At 58.3% G+C, this 15,682-nt stretch carries 14 protein-coding genes; 4 read left to right on the forward strand and 10 right to left on the reverse strand.

What is annotated here, in order from left to right; translation table 11 throughout:
• The first annotated feature begins 37 nt into the window (after positions 1 to 37).
• Positions 38 to 532 (forward strand): hypothetical protein, encoded by a 495-nt coding sequence (locus DBY20_08390; protein PWL77794.1) that lies wholly within the window; start codon positions 38 to 40, stop codon positions 530 to 532.
• 142 nt (positions 533 to 674) lie between these two features.
• On the opposite strand, the gene DBY20_08395 is transcribed toward DBY20_08390, so the two are convergent.
• From DBY20_08395 to DBY20_08425, 7 genes are all read right to left on the reverse strand, one after another.
• Positions 675 to 1,505 (reverse strand): DUF4357 domain-containing protein, encoded by an 831-nt coding sequence (locus DBY20_08395; protein PWL77795.1) that lies wholly within the window; start codon positions 1,503 to 1,505, stop codon positions 675 to 677.
• Between the two features lie 32 nt (positions 1,506 to 1,537).
• Complete coding sequence (gene rsmI / locus DBY20_08400) at positions 1,538 to 2,374, reverse strand: 16S rRNA (cytidine(1402)-2'-O)-methyltransferase (GenBank protein PWL77840.1); 837 nt, start codon at positions 2,372 to 2,374, stop codon at positions 1,538 to 1,540.
• A 65-nt stretch (positions 2,375 to 2,439) separates the two neighbouring features.
• Complete coding sequence (gene gap, locus DBY20_08405; GenBank protein PWL77796.1) at positions 2,440 to 3,444, reverse strand: type I glyceraldehyde-3-phosphate dehydrogenase; 1,005 nt, start codon at positions 3,442 to 3,444, stop codon at positions 2,440 to 2,442.
• Positions 3,445 to 3,770: 326 nt separating this feature from the next.
• Positions 3,771 to 4,841 (reverse strand): glutamate 5-kinase, encoded by a 1,071-nt coding sequence (gene proB, locus DBY20_08410; GenBank protein ID PWL77797.1) that lies wholly within the window; start codon positions 4,839 to 4,841, stop codon positions 3,771 to 3,773.
• A 3-nt stretch (positions 4,842 to 4,844) separates the two neighbouring features.
• Entirely contained in the window at positions 4,845 to 6,254 is a 1,410-nt protein-coding gene (locus tag DBY20_08415) for a GTPase CgtA (protein PWL77798.1), read from the reverse strand.
• Position 6,255: 1 nt separating this feature from the next.
• Positions 6,256 to 7,491 carry a glutamate--cysteine ligase gene (locus tag DBY20_08420; GenBank protein ID PWL77799.1) on the reverse strand — a complete coding sequence of 412 codons (1,236 nt, stop codon included), beginning with the start codon at positions 7,489 to 7,491 and terminating at the stop codon, positions 6,256 to 6,258.
• Positions 7,492 to 7,540: 49 nt separating this feature from the next.
• Positions 7,541 to 8,467 (reverse strand): LysR family transcriptional regulator, encoded by a 927-nt coding sequence (locus tag DBY20_08425; GenBank protein ID PWL77800.1) that lies wholly within the window; start codon positions 8,465 to 8,467, stop codon positions 7,541 to 7,543.
• A 160-nt stretch (positions 8,468 to 8,627) separates the two neighbouring features.
• Here DBY20_08425 and DBY20_08430 point away from each other — a divergent pair, with 160 nt between their 5' ends.
• Both DBY20_08430 and DBY20_08435 read left to right on the forward strand, forming a co-directional pair.
• On the forward strand, positions 8,628 to 9,971 hold the full coding sequence (locus DBY20_08430; protein ID PWL77801.1) for a CoF synthetase: 1,344 nt from the start codon (positions 8,628 to 8,630) through the stop codon (positions 9,969 to 9,971).
• A gap of 18 nt (positions 9,972 to 9,989) precedes the next feature.
• The gene (locus DBY20_08435) at positions 9,990 to 10,643 is read left to right on the forward strand and encodes a LysR family transcriptional regulator (protein PWL77802.1); all 654 of its coding nucleotides are present in this window, start codon (positions 9,990 to 9,992) and stop codon (positions 10,641 to 10,643) included.
• 237 nt (positions 10,644 to 10,880) lie between these two features.
• On the opposite strand, the gene DBY20_08440 is transcribed toward DBY20_08435, so the two are convergent.
• Genes DBY20_08440 through DBY20_08450 form a run of 3 tightly spaced genes read right to left on the reverse strand, consistent with a single transcriptional unit; the run spans position 10,881 to position 14,126 of the window.
• Positions 10,881 to 11,324: a peptidylprolyl isomerase gene (locus tag DBY20_08440; GenBank protein ID PWL77803.1), complete on the reverse strand. Its 444-nt coding sequence runs from the start codon at positions 11,322 to 11,324 to the stop codon at positions 10,881 to 10,883.
• Between the two features lie 55 nt (positions 11,325 to 11,379).
• The gene (locus DBY20_08445; GenBank protein ID PWL77804.1) at positions 11,380 to 11,742 is read right to left on the reverse strand and encodes an oxidoreductase; all 363 of its coding nucleotides are present in this window, start codon (positions 11,740 to 11,742) and stop codon (positions 11,380 to 11,382) included.
• A 2-nt stretch (positions 11,743 to 11,744) separates the two neighbouring features.
• Entirely contained in the window at positions 11,745 to 14,126 is a 2,382-nt protein-coding gene (locus tag DBY20_08450) for a dehydrogenase (GenBank protein PWL77805.1), read from the reverse strand.
• Between the two features lie 282 nt (positions 14,127 to 14,408).
• On the opposite strand from DBY20_08450, the gene DBY20_08455 reads away from it, so the two are divergent.
• Positions 14,409 to 15,638 (forward strand): hypothetical protein, encoded by a 1,230-nt coding sequence (locus DBY20_08455; GenBank protein PWL77806.1) that lies wholly within the window; start codon positions 14,409 to 14,411, stop codon positions 15,636 to 15,638.
• Positions 15,639 to 15,682: the final 44 nt, after the last annotated feature.

Consider the following 15,682-nt stretch of genomic DNA (forward strand, 5'->3'; position numbering starts at 1 on the left):
CGGATGCATCTTCAGTTCTATTAATATACGAATTGGCATGAACTGGATTGCCGCAGGCACTCGAAAGACTGCTGGTAAAACGCGCGAAACGCAGTCAATATACAGGATAGACGTGCCCTCATCCTTGAATGGTGAATGGATTATGGTAAATCCGAAAGGGAAAATAATTATCGAACCAGGGCTGAATATCTGGCCGCACGAACTCAAAACAGCAGAAGCACTAGCCGCCGCTGGTTATACCGTCGAGTTTATTCGTAAAAGCGATGTCGAATATGAAAAGACAGCAGACGTGCTAATTGATGGCGTGCAGTGGGAAATGAAAGCGCCTAAATCAGGAAAGACAGATATGATTTTAAAGAACTTGCGTCGTGCGCTCCATCAATCCTGCTGTGTTGTTTTTGATGCTCGCCGCATGAAGAATTTGCCTAACCAGATAATAGAGCGTGAAGTACGCGCACGCGCCCATGACTTGAAATCACTGAGGCATTTAATCTATATCAATCGCTATGGGGAAGTTGTGACAATCAGATAACCCGTGTTAGACTACGTAATGTCAAAGCGCTCGAACGGTGCATATTGTACCTTCCTCGGGCGCTTTCTTGCTCTCTTGGCACTCGTTGAGCATCCGAAATCCGTTGCACAAGACGTCGTCTTTACTTACTCAAACCAAACCGTTACTTCTCCTCACGGCGATACACGCTGTCGAGCGTTTGGTTCTGATCGTTTACCCACTCAATCCAGCCATTCTGACTGCCCCCAAGCACAAAGACAGCAGCGGCGCTTGGACTCGGGAACTCATAGTCCTCCTCGTGCGTGACGACTTCGTCCGCATTGCCGAAAATCTGCTTGCGTTTCTCATCCACACCGGTATTTTTCGTTATCGCATGGGTAAGGTCAATCTGGGAACCAGCTAGGACTGTAAACCGACCCGAGTTCTTGTCATATTTACCGATGCCCTTGATGCCATTGCGTCGTGTATGGAATACCGGGCTAATCTCAGGACCAGCATAAACCCGATCAAGGTCGAGGCCCAAAGCGGCCATCCGGAACAACACGTCATCGTGCAATCTCTCGATGTAGTCTTCGGAATATGGGCTCACGTAAGGCTTGGGAACTTCCGAATTCACCGAGCTGTATGAACCATGCTCAAGAATATATGCAATCGCCTTTGCTTCGAGCCCGTTGAGAGCATCCTGGCTGAGGTTCTGGTTATCTGTCAGGAACATGACGGCTTTGTTCCAGAAGTCTTTCTTCGCCTTATGGTCATCAAGACGTCTGATGCCCTGCACGGTCTGTCCGGCATACACGCTACTAATCACTCCATGATCTTCATCAAGCAGATAGTAGATGCCGCGCGAGGGAATGTCGGGAAGTCGCTTGGCTTCAGGGAGCATAGCTCGCGGTATGACAATGGTCATAAGTGATTCGCCCTCGACGCGGCAGATCCGAATGCCCTCCGGATCACTGTTAATGAGCTGCATGATTATAGTTTTGAGCTTTATCACTTGTTATCCCATCTGTTAAGCAGCCGTTATTGCTACATCCCTAAAATCAGCTCGTAGAGCTTGTTTTTGGGAAGGCCAAGTTCGCGGGCGAGCTGCTTGGCGAGAGCGGATTTTGGTGTGCCAGCGGCGAGCTCGGCGGCGATGCGTTCGTGCAAGGCGGGATCATCAAGCGAGGCCGCCTGTTGCGCGCGGACATCTGGCGGTGCGATGACCAGGGCAATCTCGCCCTTGACCACATCACGGGTGACGAGGTTTGCAGCAAGTTCGTCAGCAGGAAGGCGCAATACCTCCTCGTGAAGCTTGGTGAGCTCGCGGCACAGTGCAACCGGACGGGAGCCATATGCCTGTGCGATAGACGCGACGGACGCAGCGACGCGATGGGGCGATTCGTAAAAGACGAGCGCGGCATCGAGGTTTGCCAGCGATTCGAGAAGCGCGGTGCGCTCGGCCTCCTTACGTGGCAAAAAGCCTCCGAAATAGAAGGCGTTGTACTTGAATCCCGAGGCAACAAGTGCGGTCGTCACGGCCGACGGCCCCGGCAAGACATCCACCGGCACGCCCGCCTCACGCGCGGCGTCGACGAGCACACAGCCCGGATCGCTGATGCCCGGCATGCCCGCATCCGAGCAAAACGCCACTGTCTCGCCATCGAGCATGCGGGAGACAAGAGTGGGAGACTTGGCGGCGATGACGTTCTCGTCGCAGCGCTCGAGACGATTCTCGATACCGAAATGCGCCAGCAATTTGCCGGTCACGCGCGTGTCCTCGGCACAGACGACATCGGCCTGCTCGAGCGCCTCGAGCGCACGGGCAGTCATGTCGCCCAGGTTGCCCAGCGGCGTGGGCACTATGATCAGCTTTCCGGTCATCGTCGCCTGCAAATAAAATGAGACAGTTGCTCAGAGCAACTGTCTCATTTTCATGGATTCGGCACTTATGCCACCAGGAACTTGGCAAGGTCAATGCAGCGTGCGGAATAGCCCATCTCGTTGTCGTACCAGGAAATGCACTTCACGAAGTTACCCTCGCCGCCAAGCACCTTGGTGAGCCTGGAGTCGAAAATCGAGGAATGCAGGTCGCCGATGATGTCGCAGCTGACGATGGGGTCGACACAGTACTCGAGAATGCCCTTCATGGGGCCTTCGGCAGCGGTCTTCATGGCGGCGTTGATCTCGTCGACGGTCACGTCGCGCTCGAGCTCGGCCGTGAGGTCGACCATCGAACCCGTCGGGGTGGGAACGCGGGTCGCGAAGCCGTCGAGCTTGCCTTGCAGGCTGGGAAGCACCAGGCCGACAGCCTTGGCGGCACCGGTGGAGGTGGGAATCATGGAAAGCGCAGCAGCACGCGAGCGACGGAAATCCTTGTGGTGCACATCGAGGATCTTCTGGTCGTTGGTGTATGCGTGAATGGTGTTCATCAAACCACGCTTGATGCCAAAGGAATCATTGAGGACCTTGGCAAACGGCGCAAGGCAGTTGGTGGTGCACGACGCATTGGAGACGATGTTCATCGTCGCCGGATCATAGATGTCCTGGTTGACACCCATAACGATGGTGGCGTCCACGTCCGTACCCGGAGCGGAGATGACGACCTTCTTGGCGCCGTTATCGAGATGCACCTGGCAGGCTTCGCCGGTCTTGAGGCGACCCGTGGACTCGATGACGACCTCTGCGCCAACGGAAGCCCAGTCGAGCTCCTTGGGTTCGCGCGTCTGGAACGCCTTGATCTCGTGACCTTCGACGACGAGCGCGCCCTCCTTGGCGTAGCACTCCTCGAAGACACGGCCCTGGCTGGAATCGTACTTGGTCAGATACGCCGCGCACTCGAGATCGCTCGGGTTGTTGATGGCGACGACTTCGACGTCCGGATCAAGCTCTGCAAGACGGAAGACCAGACGACCGATGCGGCCAAAGCCATTGATGCCGATTTTGAGAGACATTCCAGATTCACCTTCCCTGAAAGGTTACATAACGACATAAGTATAGCGGTGCTACTTTGGTCTCGCCGCAATCGTTCGGCAGGCGGGATAAATGTTGAGCGCGCAAAAAGCCCGGAAGTCTAGGATGCCACGAATTCATATGCGCATTTTCTGCGAGAGTCTAGGGTTTGCAGCCCTTTGCAGGAGCAAACTCCTAGACATCCGCAAGAAATGCGCATTCTCACATGCGCAATCCTAGACTTCCGGGCTTTTTGCGCACGATTCGCTCTGGCAACTCGAATGGCCACTGCAAATCCTAGACTTTGGCGATTTCTGCGCATTGAGTCCTAGAAGATAACGAGCTCGTCGCGATTGATGAACTCGCGGGCCCCGTGCTTCCCGAGCAAACCCTCGAGCTCGTCGGCACCATAGCCAGCAAGACCACGCCCAATGATGCGTCCCTGCAAATCGACGACGTCGACCGGATCACCTGCCTCGAACGTGCCCTCAACCGCGACGATGCCCACGGGCAACAGCGAGCCGCCGTGATTGAGCAGCGCATTGCAAGCGCCATCATCGCAGGTAACGCGGCCCTTCACCTTGCCACCGAGTGCAATCCACGACTTACGTGCCGCAAGACCGTTCGAGCTCTCGTCGAAGAAGGTCGTTCCGACCTGGCGCCCATGCACCGCATCGGTAATGGCTCCACGACGATGCCCCTCGCAGATGACCATCGGAATGCCTGCTGCCATGAGCACGCGCGCGGCGGCAATCTTGGTGAGCATGCCGCCCGAACCGCTGCGGCTGCCAACGCCACCGGCACCATTCTCGATCTCCTCGCTCATCTTGCTCACGGTGTTGAGCAGCTCGGCGTCCTCGTTCTTGCGCGGATCAGCCGTGTACAGGCCGTCGATGTCGCTGAGCAGCACCACGAGGTCGGCGTTGATGGATGTCGCGACCATGGCCGCGAGCGTGTCGTTGTCGCCAAAGCGAATCTCTTCGACGGCAACGGTGTCGTTTTCGTTGATGATGGGCACCACGCCCAGCTCGAGCAGACGCTCGATCGTGTCGCGTGCGTGCAAGTACGATTCGCGCTGCCCGGTGGTCGCGCGCGTCATGAGGATCTGTCCCACCGTCACGCCAAAGCAGGCGAAGGTGTCGGTGTACTGGCGGATGAGGCCAACCTGGCCGATGGAAGCAGCGGCCTGCAAGGTGGGCATGTCATCGGGGCGTTCGCCGTGAATGCCGAGCACTTCGAGACCCAACGCGATAGATCCCGAAGACACGATGATGGGTTGGACGTCCTCGTCATGTATGAGGTTGGCGCACTCGGAGGCAAGATGCCCCACGAAGACGGCATCAACCTTGCCATCCTTCACGAGAGTGGACGAACCGATCTTGATTACCACGCGCTTCATCGCCTAGCCCTCTCGATCAATGATGTTATCGAACTCATCATCACCCCAGCCCGCAGGCTCGAACTCGAAGGCGATGTCCATGATGCGCACCTCGTCGCCGGCATGCGCCCCCGCTGCGGTAAGCGCGCGCTCGACACCAGCACGCTCCATGCGGCGCTGCAGGAAGGCGACGGCTTCGTCGTTGTCCCACTCGGTCTGGACGACCATGCGCTCGACGCCCTTGCCGTGCACACGCCATGCATGCGGCCCCTCTTCCTCGACCTCGATGGCGCGATCGCGCTCGAGGCGCTTGTGCTCCCAAATCTGGTCGTACTCGGGCATTGGGTCTTCGGCCGCTTGCTCACGCAAGCGATGGACCTCGGTCGCGGTTGCCGCGATGAGCGAGTCGATGCCCGTTTGCGTTACGGCGCTCACCGCGAAAAACGGGATGGGATTGGGAATGTCTATGCCGTCGTCGAGCAGGCGCTCGGAGAGCTCCTCGCTCTCGGCCTTCACGTGCGCGCGCAGGCGCTCGAGATTCTCCTCGGTCCCGGGCACGTCGACCTTGTTGCCCACGACGATGACGGGGCGGTCGGCGAGCTCGGGGGCGTACAGAGCCAGCTCGCGTTTGATGATCTCGTAATCCTCGACCGGATCGCGTCCCTCGAGGCCGCCCGTCAAATCGACGACGTGCAAGATGAGGGCCGTGCGCTCGACATGACGCAGGAACTCGTGACCCAGGCCCTTGCCCTCGGCGGCACCTTCGATGAGACCGGGGACGTCTGCCACCGTGAAGCTCAGGTCCCCGTAGCGAACCATGCCCAGATTGGGCGTGAGCGTAGTGAACGGGTAATCGGCAATCTTGGGGCGTGCGGCCGACATGCAGGCGATGAGCGAGCTCTTGCCCACCGATGGCATGCCCACAAGCGCGGCATCTGCCATGAGCTTCATCTCGAGCTCGATCCAGAACGGCTCGGTCGGCTCGCCCAGCTCGGAGAACGACGGGGCGCGCCTCGTGGGCGTGACGAAGTGCGTGTTGCCACGGCCACCACGGCCACCCTTGGCGACGATGACGCGCTCGCCGTTATGGGTGAGGTCGGCGATTTCCTCGCATGGCTCCAAATCCTCATCGAGCAGACGCACGACCGTGCCCACGGGCACTTTGAGGATGAGGTCCTCGCCGTTTGCGCCGTGCATGCGCTTGCCCTGCCCATGCGTGCCCTTCTGCGCCTTGAAATGGTGCTTGTAGCGATAGTCGATGAGCGTGGAAACCGTGGCATCCGCAACGATGATGATGTCGCCACCGCGGCCACCATCGCCGCCGTCAGGACCACCCTTGGGAACATGGGCCTCGCGACGAAACGAGGTGCATCCGGCACCGCCGTTGCCAGATTTGACCTGTATGCGAACCTGATCGGTGAAGGTTCCCGCCATGTTAGATCCCCTTGAAGTCCATGAGCGGTTCGAGATAATCCGCTTCGACGCCCAGGCCATCGGGTGCAATCTGGAAGAGCAGCCCAATCCAGCTCTCGAGCGTACGGCCATAGATCACGGCATCGAGCTCATCGGTAATCACAGCATCGATGGCATCCTCGACACTTTGCTCGGTATAGGGCCAAATGCCATCCTCGCCCACTCCGAGCGCGCGTTCAATGATGTCGAGATTGGTCTCGCCATAGAAAATGCCCTTGATGAGCGCGGCATATCCGAGCGCAACGTCAAAAGGCACCGAGTCGCCCTGACGAATCTCGACGTAGCGCTTGAGGCGCACGTCTGGCCACACCATGCTGAACAGGTGCTCGATATCGGCCTTGTCCATAGGCGCATCCGCATAGGCTTCGGCCGCGGTCATCGTTCCCGTGGAATGCACGTCAGGGCGCGTGATGAAGATAGGCGGAACGGAGAGCAGCCAATCCGCGTAGGCGGCAAAGCCGAATCCCTCGTCGAAGAGGCCCGGAATGGCACCGCAACGAGCAGGATCGACCTCACGCCACACCTTCATGCGACGAAGCGGCGTAGAGTTGGGCTCGCCTTCGAAGACAGGAACGTTATCGAGCAGATATGAGAAGACGGGACCAAGCAAAGTGGCGATGCGCAGCTTGCGCACGGCGTCGGCCTCGTTCGCGAAATCAATGGAAACCTGCATGGAGGTGGTCGCGCGCATCATGCGCTCGGCGTGCATGCCAGGTAGCTTCGAGAAGTACTCGTCCATGAAGTGATAGCGCGGCTTGGGGATGATGGGGAGATCTGCCGCATGATTCTTGGGGTCGTAGCCCAGTGGGACGAGCGTGTAGTCGAAGGGCTTGAGGATCTGCTTCATGCGCAAGGCGAAGTTGTCGTACTCGTGCTCGACATCTGCTAGCGAGAGCATAGGCGATATGGAGACCTCAAGCTGCGCCGCAGGCTCAATGGTCACGTTGGAATCGAGGCGGAACAGCGACAGGATGTCGCCCTCCTCGTTGCGCACGACCTCGGAATAGTACGGACTTAGCTGCTCGAGAATGTCGCGCACGCCCAGACGGCCGTGCTTCTCGATGTAGGGTACACGATCGCCGTCCTCGTCGAGCACGAACTGCTCGATCTCGACGCCGATGTAGCCCATGTCACCGCCCTTGCACCCCGATTCGAGGTACTCGATGATTAACTCGCGATTGTCGAATTGGTCGCTCATGACAGCCTCATTCGTTGACGTTGTAGTTAACCCGATATGGTACCGCAACTCACTCACCCAGATACCTCGCAACGAGCGGATTGCTCTTGATGACGGCACGCAGGTTGTCGATGTAAGACGCGAGCAGACCGTCGAGCACACGATCCCTATGGATGAGATATCCCACAGTCATGGTGATATCAGTATCAAGCGGAATGGAGACGATGCCGTCCTGCATCTCGGGCGTGAGTATGCCCGTCGAAAGCGTGTAGCCATCGAAGTCAGTGAGCAGACTCGTGAGCGTCGCGCGATCGGAAATGCGAATCTTGCGCTTGTGCGGCACCTCGGAGAGCGGTTCTTCCGAGAAGAAGAACGAGTTGGCGACGCCCTGCTCGAACGAATAGCGCGGGTAATCTTCCAGCTCATCGAGCGTAAGCATCTCACGATGCGCCAGTGGATGGTGCTCGCCCACAAAAACGTTGACGGGTGCCTCGAAGAGCGGCGTGAACACGAGCTGGGCATCTTCGAAGGCGCTGCGCAGCACGCGCGCATTGTGCCGGTCAATGTAGAGAATACCGATGTCAGAGCGATGCGTGCGCACGTCATCGATAATCTCGCCAGTCGCCGCCTCGCGCATGATGAAGTCGTATTCCTCGTCATCGCAGCTATCCACCGTGTCGATGAACGCGCGGACGCAAAACGCGTAATGCTGTGTCGAGACCGAGAAACGCGCCTCGTGGCTTTTGCTCGCGTAATGCTCCTCGAGCATGTTTGCCTGCTCGACGATTTGTCGCGCGTAGGCAAGCAGTTCGTTTCCCTCGTTGGTGAGTGCCACACCACGATTGGTACGCGTGAATATCTCGATGCCAAACTCGCGCTCGAGTTCCTTGACGGCAATCGAAAGATTCGATTGAGATGCGTACATGTGCTTGGCCGCTGCGCTCATGGATCCGGTCTCGGCAATTGCGATGAGATAACGAAGCTGTTGGAGGGTCATGGTTTCCTTCAATCGTATATATTGCTTGTCAATCTATTTTATCAATAGCAAGGTATCGAAACTACGCATGGGCAAAACTCTATGCAACGAAGTCGAAGAGTGGTGAAATAGCGGACGTCTATCCGAGAGCAAGATCGATACCACACGAAAGGAGCTCGGCATGGCAAAGAAGAACGTTCCATATGACCAGGAGTACTACGACAAAGAGATCGAGACCATGCCGCGCGAGCAGCTTGAGGAGTTGCAGCTTGGCTATCTCAAAGACGAGCTGAAATTCGCCTACGACAACTGCCCCTATTACAAGCGCGCCTGGGACGAGGCCGGCGTCTCGCCCGAGATCGAGACCCTCGCCGACCTGCAGAAGTTCCCCTTCATCAACAAGCAGACGGAGCGTGACACGCAAGGTGTCGGCAGTTTCTTCGGCGAGCTGTGCGGTGTGCCCGAAGACGACGTCGTCTACATGGCCACTTCCTCGGGTTCGACCGGCGTGCCCACGATGAGCCCCTTTACCCAAGGTGATTTCGAGGACTTCATGAAAGCCGAAAGCCGCTTGTTCTGGCAGGCAGGCATGCGTCCCAACGATCGCTACCTGCACGGCATGAACTTCGCGCTCTACGTCGGCGGCCCTTGCGTCATCGGCGCCCAGGAGCTCGGCGCGCTCGGCATCTGGGTCGGCGCTGTTCCAAGCGATCGCCTGCTGTGGGCGATGAAGCAGTATCAGCCCACGTTCTTCTGGTCGTCGCCCTCTTATGCCTGGCAGCTCGGCCAGAAGGCCATCGAGAAGGGTTATGACCCCAAGACGGACTTCGCTTCGCTCAAGCACATCATCATATCCGGCGAGCCCGGCGGCTCCATCGAGTCAACGCGCAAAGCCATCGAGGAGATCTGGGACGCGAGCGTCTACGACTTCTTCGGCCTCTCCGACATCTACGGCGCCTGCGCCGCCATGTGCGACGCCAAGGACGGCCTGCACATCATCGAGGACCAGATTCTCGTCGAGGTCGTCGACCCCGTCACGGGCGAGGTCCTGCCCGATGGCGAACGCGGCGAAATCGTCTACACCACGCTTAAGAAGCGCGCCCGTCCGATGATCCGCTTCCGCAGCGGCGACATCGGTCACGTCAACCGCGAGACCTGCGAGTGCGGCCGCACCATGACCCGCATCTACATCCAGGGTCGCAAGGATGAAATGTTCATCGTGAGCGCCGTCAACGTGTTCCCGAGCGATATCGAATACATCGTCCGCAACGAAAAGGGGCTGTCGGGCGAGTACCTCATCCGCGTGTACGACGAGAACTACACGACGCGTTACGAAGTCTCCGTCGAGCGTGCGTTTGGCTCCGACGAGGCGTACGATGAGATTGCCAAGCGCGTCGAAAACGAACTCAAGACCCATACAGGCGTACGTCCGGCCAAGGTTCTCGTGTTCGACACCGACAAGTTGGGCACCTCAAGTGAGCACAAGGCCAAGCGCTTCATCGACGAGCGCCACCAGAACGCGTAGGAAGGCAGGGGATCAACTATGACCAAGAAATTCGCAATCTCCGGACAGCACTATCTGTTCGATGTTCAATCCTTCGCGGCGCTCGTCCTCGCACTTGGCGGCGATGATTACGAGTACGCGCTGCGTGACCGCACGACCAAGCGTGTCATCGAAGACGTCGCGAATGGCGAGAGCGAGATCGGTGTGCTCGTTGAGACCACACGCTCGGCGGCCGGCCTCGAGGAGGCCTTCGCGGAGGCAGGCGTGGAGTTCGTCGAGCTCATCGAATCGACGCCGCGCGTCGCCCTGCCCAAGAGCCATCCGTTCGTGAACGCCGAATCGCTCACGCTCGATCAGCTCGAGGACTATCCGTACATCTACTTCGAGCAGGAGGAGGACGCCCCGGTGTGCTTTGCCGAGGAGGCCCTTGCCGACGAAGCGCGGCATAAGAGCATCGCCTGCACGGACCGCGCCTCGCTCTCCGAGCTCATCGTCGCGCTCAATGGCTATACGGTGACGAGCGGCATTCTCGTCGGCATCTCGGATGGCGCCTCTCTCGCCACGGTACGTCTCGACACGGACGTGACGCTGCATCTGGGCTACATCATCAAGAAGGGCGTGAAGCTCTCCGACACGGCCAAGAAGTTCATCGAGAAGCTCGAGGGCAATCTCAAGAAGTACGCGAAGTTCTAAAGACGCAGCTCACTGACTCGGCAGTTGCGCAGGGGCGGCACATAAGGGCCGCCCCTTTTTTTGATGCTCTGTCATCTCGACTGGAGCGGCCGCCAGGCCGCGGAACGGAGAGATCTCTCGGGAGATTTCTCGACTCCGCGACCTTCGGTCGCTCCGCTCGAAATGACAAGAGGGGATGTCTTCGCTCACTCGAAATGACAAGGCAGCTTCGCTTCGCTCGAAATGACAGGGGGAAGATCAATCGTCGCTTATCCCGAGCAGCTCGATTTCGTACTCGAGCGTCTTGCCGGCAAAGGGATGGTTGAAGTCGACTTGGATGAAGTCCTCTGTCGCCTTCGTGCAGATGGCCGGAATCCTGCGCTGGGAAACCGGATTGACCCAACTGCCCACGAAACCTTCGTAGATGTCGTCACCATTGGGAAAATCACGTCGCAGAAAACGCTGCACGCCAGCCGGATCATGCTCTCCGTAGGCTTTCTCGGGCTCGATTACGACGGTGCGCACCTCGCCGATCTCCATGTCATAGAGTGCCTCGTCGATGCCGCGTATGACCTCACCCACACCCATGCGGATGGTCGTGGGCTCATCCCAGCAGACATCCTCGGGAGGTTGCCCCTGTACACCACCTCGATAACGCACGTGCGCCGTCTTCCCTGACCGCTCGATATTAGGAAGCGTCATAAAGACCTCCTTGCAGAGACGGAGTGCCCCTTTCAATGACACTCCGTCTTCGTTTCTATTCCCTCAGCTTTTCGTATGGTTTGTAGACCGGCGTGAAAATGACCTGACGTCGCTGTCCGTCCATCTTCTGCGCAAGCTCGGTGACTGGCCCGTAATACATCACGTTGGCCAGACAGTGATGCACGCAAATGGGCTCTCGGCCGCGGCTCGTGCGATCGATGCACAAGTCGCACAGATCCGTCGGCACCGGAATCTTGTTCCAGTTGTAGTGACCGGGCTCAATCTCCCATGGGCCATCATCAAGCACGCGGATGCCCCATTTGCCCACGGGGTAATCGTGCTCTTCCTTGCATGACACCTCGCATGATTGGCAACCCGTGCACAGTTCGTAATCGATAAGCAGTCCCGTTGCTTCCATGGCTACCTCAACTCCCCGAATTTATCCTGGATAAGCTGCATGTCCGTATCAAAGTTCTCATCCGTGCCTTCGATATTGCAGAGCATGCATTTGAACGGTGCGCCGAAGCCCAGCTTACCGACATGAAAATTCGGGATGAGATTGTTGATGTTGGAGCGGTATACACCGTAGTTATGCGGCGCATTACCGTCCTCCTCCGGGAACCACCAGCCGTGCTGCGCATGAATCACATCGGGCTTCACGGACACCGTCAGCTTCGCCTTGAGATAGGCCTCGCCGAACTGGTTGTACACACGGCACCATTGCCCATCAACGATGCCAAGCTTCTTGGCCGTCTCGGGATTAATTTCCACGAGCGGATTGGGGTTCAACTCGCGAAGGCGCGGAATCTGGCGATGCTCCGAGTGGAAGAACGCGTAGGTGCGCGCACCAGTCGTGAGCACGAACGGATAGTCTTTCAGGAGCTCCGGCGTGCTGATGGGGCTGAAATCGGGTTCCTCGTAATACGGCAGCGGGTCGTCGCCGAACTGTTGGAAGCCCAGATTGTAGAGCTCGACGCGGCCGGTCGGCGTATTGAAGCCAGGTGCGCCGTCAGGACGCATCAGACCCTTCTCGTACTTGTAGTACTCGTTCTTGCTCTGGATGCACACCTGCTCGCGCAGTTCCTCGAACGTGCGGCTCTTGCCGAAACGCAGGAATTGCAACAGGTCATAGTAGCTATCAAACTCCTCGAAGCGCTTGGGGTTGAGACGCTTGCCGAGGATGTAGAGCAGCTCGAGATCACCGCGGCAATCGCCCTCGTCAACGCATTTGTTCTGCGTGCCGAAGTACAGGGGCGCCGATCCATATGCGGCAGCCACCGTGCTGTCGCGCTCGACGACCGTGGCCAGCGGCAAGACGATGTCGCAGACTGCCTGGATGGACGGCGTCATGAAGCAGTCGAATCCGATGACGAACTCGAGTGAGCGGTTGATGGCCGCTTCCCAACGCTTGGGCTCAGCCGACGTGCAGGCAAGCAGGTTGTTGCCCGCAAAGGCGCCGATGCGCAGAGGATACGGATCGTCGGTCTCCATGCAGCGCAGCGTGAGGTCGGCGTGCGAGTTCTGGCTCATGCCGCAGTATGCCGGGTACTCCTTGAGACCTATCATCTTGGCGCGCAGCTCGTCGTCGTCAAGTGCCATGTAGGGCATGTACTCGTCGTCTTCCTCGGTGTCGGCGTCGAGCGCGACAGCGCCGCCTGTGGTTATCTGACCGCCGGGACGGTCGATGTTACCCGTGATGGCCATGAGGGCGATGATGCACTGCGCCTGCTGCATGCCGTTGGTCTTCTGGTCGGTCGCAAGACCCCACTGGATCGTGGCGGCCTCGGCGTTGGCGTACATGCGCGCCGCTCCGATGATGTCCTCGGCGGGAATGCCGCAGATCTCGGCAGCCTTCTCGGGCGGCATGGTGGCAACACGCTCGGCGAGCTGCTCGAAGCCGTAACACCACTTCTCAACGAACTCATGGTCGTAGAGACCCTCGCGGATTATCACGTCGAGCATCGCCATGGCAATGGCCGTGTCGGTGCCGGGGCGCAATTGCAGGTGATAGGCCGCGCGCGTCGTGAGCCAGTTGACGCGCGAGTCGACCATAATGAGCTTGCTGCCACGCTTCATGAGGTCGATAACCGCGTGACCAAACGCACCGTCCGGATTCGATACCGTGGGCACCTTGCCCCACAGCACGACTGCCTCGGGGATGTGGTACTCGGGATCCTCGTAGCGGCCAGGCAGACAACCCGCGTAGTCCATCTCAGGGTAGACCAAGCCAGCAGACATGGTGCCAGCAGCCAGACGTGGGAAATAACACGCGTACCCTGACTGCGTATAGCAGGCGTTGGGCGTTTGCCACACCATCGCAGTGTAGGTCATGCACGAGACGCCGCCCTCGCGCCCAGTGCCTCCGAAGTTCACGAAGCTTTCCTTGCCGTACTTGCTCGTGATCTCGGTGTAGCGCTTCTCGATGAGATCAAGCGCCTCATCCCAGGTAATCTTCTCCCACGCGTCTGCCTGCCCGCGCTTGTCGCGATCACGCTTCATCGGATGCAGAATGCGGGAGTTGTTGTACTCGTAGTCCTTCAGCGCAATGCAGCGTACGCAGAGGCGCCCCTGGGTGACGGGATGGTTCTCGTCTCCTTCGACCTTGACGAGGCGCCCGTTCTCGTCGGTATAGAGCTTGAGACCACAGCCAACCGGATGACAACCCGGTGGTGACCACACGCAGCTCCTCGTAACGGTTAGCCCCGTGTCCTCATCTGTGAACCTCCAGGGCTTACCCAGGTCGTTCACGTCAGAGAGACTGTCCAGCTTGACAGCTGGCGACGCGGTCTTTCTTAACGCCATGTCCTGCTCCTCTCGCTCGAAATGCACAATGATTCGCCATAACGCAAGCATATGAGCGTGAAGGGGTACCGAAAAGCTATCGCGTGGTGCCGTATGGCTGGACAGACCCGAACGCTGCGGCCAGTTGCGATGAGACCCGTACTCAGAGTACGGATTAGACAACATTTTCCTGCCTCCGAGTACAAGTGTCTACGGATATTTCCAGGTGATAGCTATAATTTTACCGAGAGTCCGTGCGTTCGATTCCGTACCAATCGTACGGAATAAGTGAAATGAGATGGTATGTTCCTGAGCATGGAGATACTGGCAGGCGACCTTGCACAATGGCATGCGTCTGCACATGTGCGCAATGCGGAAGGGAGCAGGCAGATTCGCTATGTGACACCTGCTGGCGCTCTGCCGCTTGATGATGCCACCGCCTTGTATGCCATGCGCGCAAACGAACTTGCAAGTTGCGCGTCCCGGGCTAAGGATGGCACCAACCTATTGTGTGTGGGCATTCCTGATGAAGAAGACCTGCTTGCATGCGAAGCGCTCAACGTCCTGATACTCGATGCGCCGGAAAGTGACTTTGATCGTGCCCTCAAAGACTGCGCCGAGGCCATCGCCTGGTATGCGGACGGCTTTACGAACCTTGCCGATGCTGTTGAGCGTGGCGACGAGGAGGCGATGCGCCGTGCGGCTGCGCTCTTGCGCTATTGTCTGCATGATGAACCGACGCAGGATGCCGATCCGAGCGCCTTGGCCGAGCAACTTAACTTACTGCTGCATCGCAACATAACCTCGTGGCAACTGCTCGAGGACACCATTGCCGATTGGGGTTGGGATCTGCTCGATGAGTACCTTTGCGTAACGAGCACAATTCCCGACGGGGCGTTTCGCTCAATGCTCGCAACCATTCAACCCGAGGCGACGGACAATACACCTGCGCAGGTGTATTTGCCTCAAGAGGAGTATCTAGTCGTCGTCGTGAATCTCACGCATGCCAAGATGGGGTATCGCGAGGCGGCATCCGAGATTGCCGTTCGCCTGCACGCACTCTCAAAAGAAGCGCGCGTTGGGGCGAGCAATCCATTCAGCGAGCTGCAGGATCTCTACTACTACGGCCAGCAGGCCAAGTCAGCCGTGCAGATGAGCATCGCGTTGAGCGCCGACGAGGACGTGTCGATCTTTCACGACCGCTTCCTTGATTTCGTGGCGCTGCATCTACTGGAGACGTGCCCACCGACGACGCTGTTTCCACCAGGGTACAGCCGCCTGCGTAATTACGAGCATGGCCAGGCGCGCACGAGTTCACTGCTGCACTTCCTCGATAGCTATATCGAGCATGACTTCCAGATGAAGCCCACGGTTGCGGCAGAATATTGCTCGCGCACGACAGCATTCGACAAGTTACGCAAGATCAAGCAAATTACGGGCATGGATCTCGATGACCCCAATACGCGCGCAGCGCTGCGCCTGGCAACGCATGCGATACGGCTCTCGAAGATATCGCCTCGTCAGCCGGAGTAGGCGAGGCGAAGCTCCGGTTGAGCGAGGAGATCTCTCGACTCCGC

Source organism: Coriobacteriia bacterium (assembly GCA_003149935.1).
Lineage (GTDB): Bacteria > Actinomycetota > Coriobacteriia > Coriobacteriales > QAMH01 > QAMH01.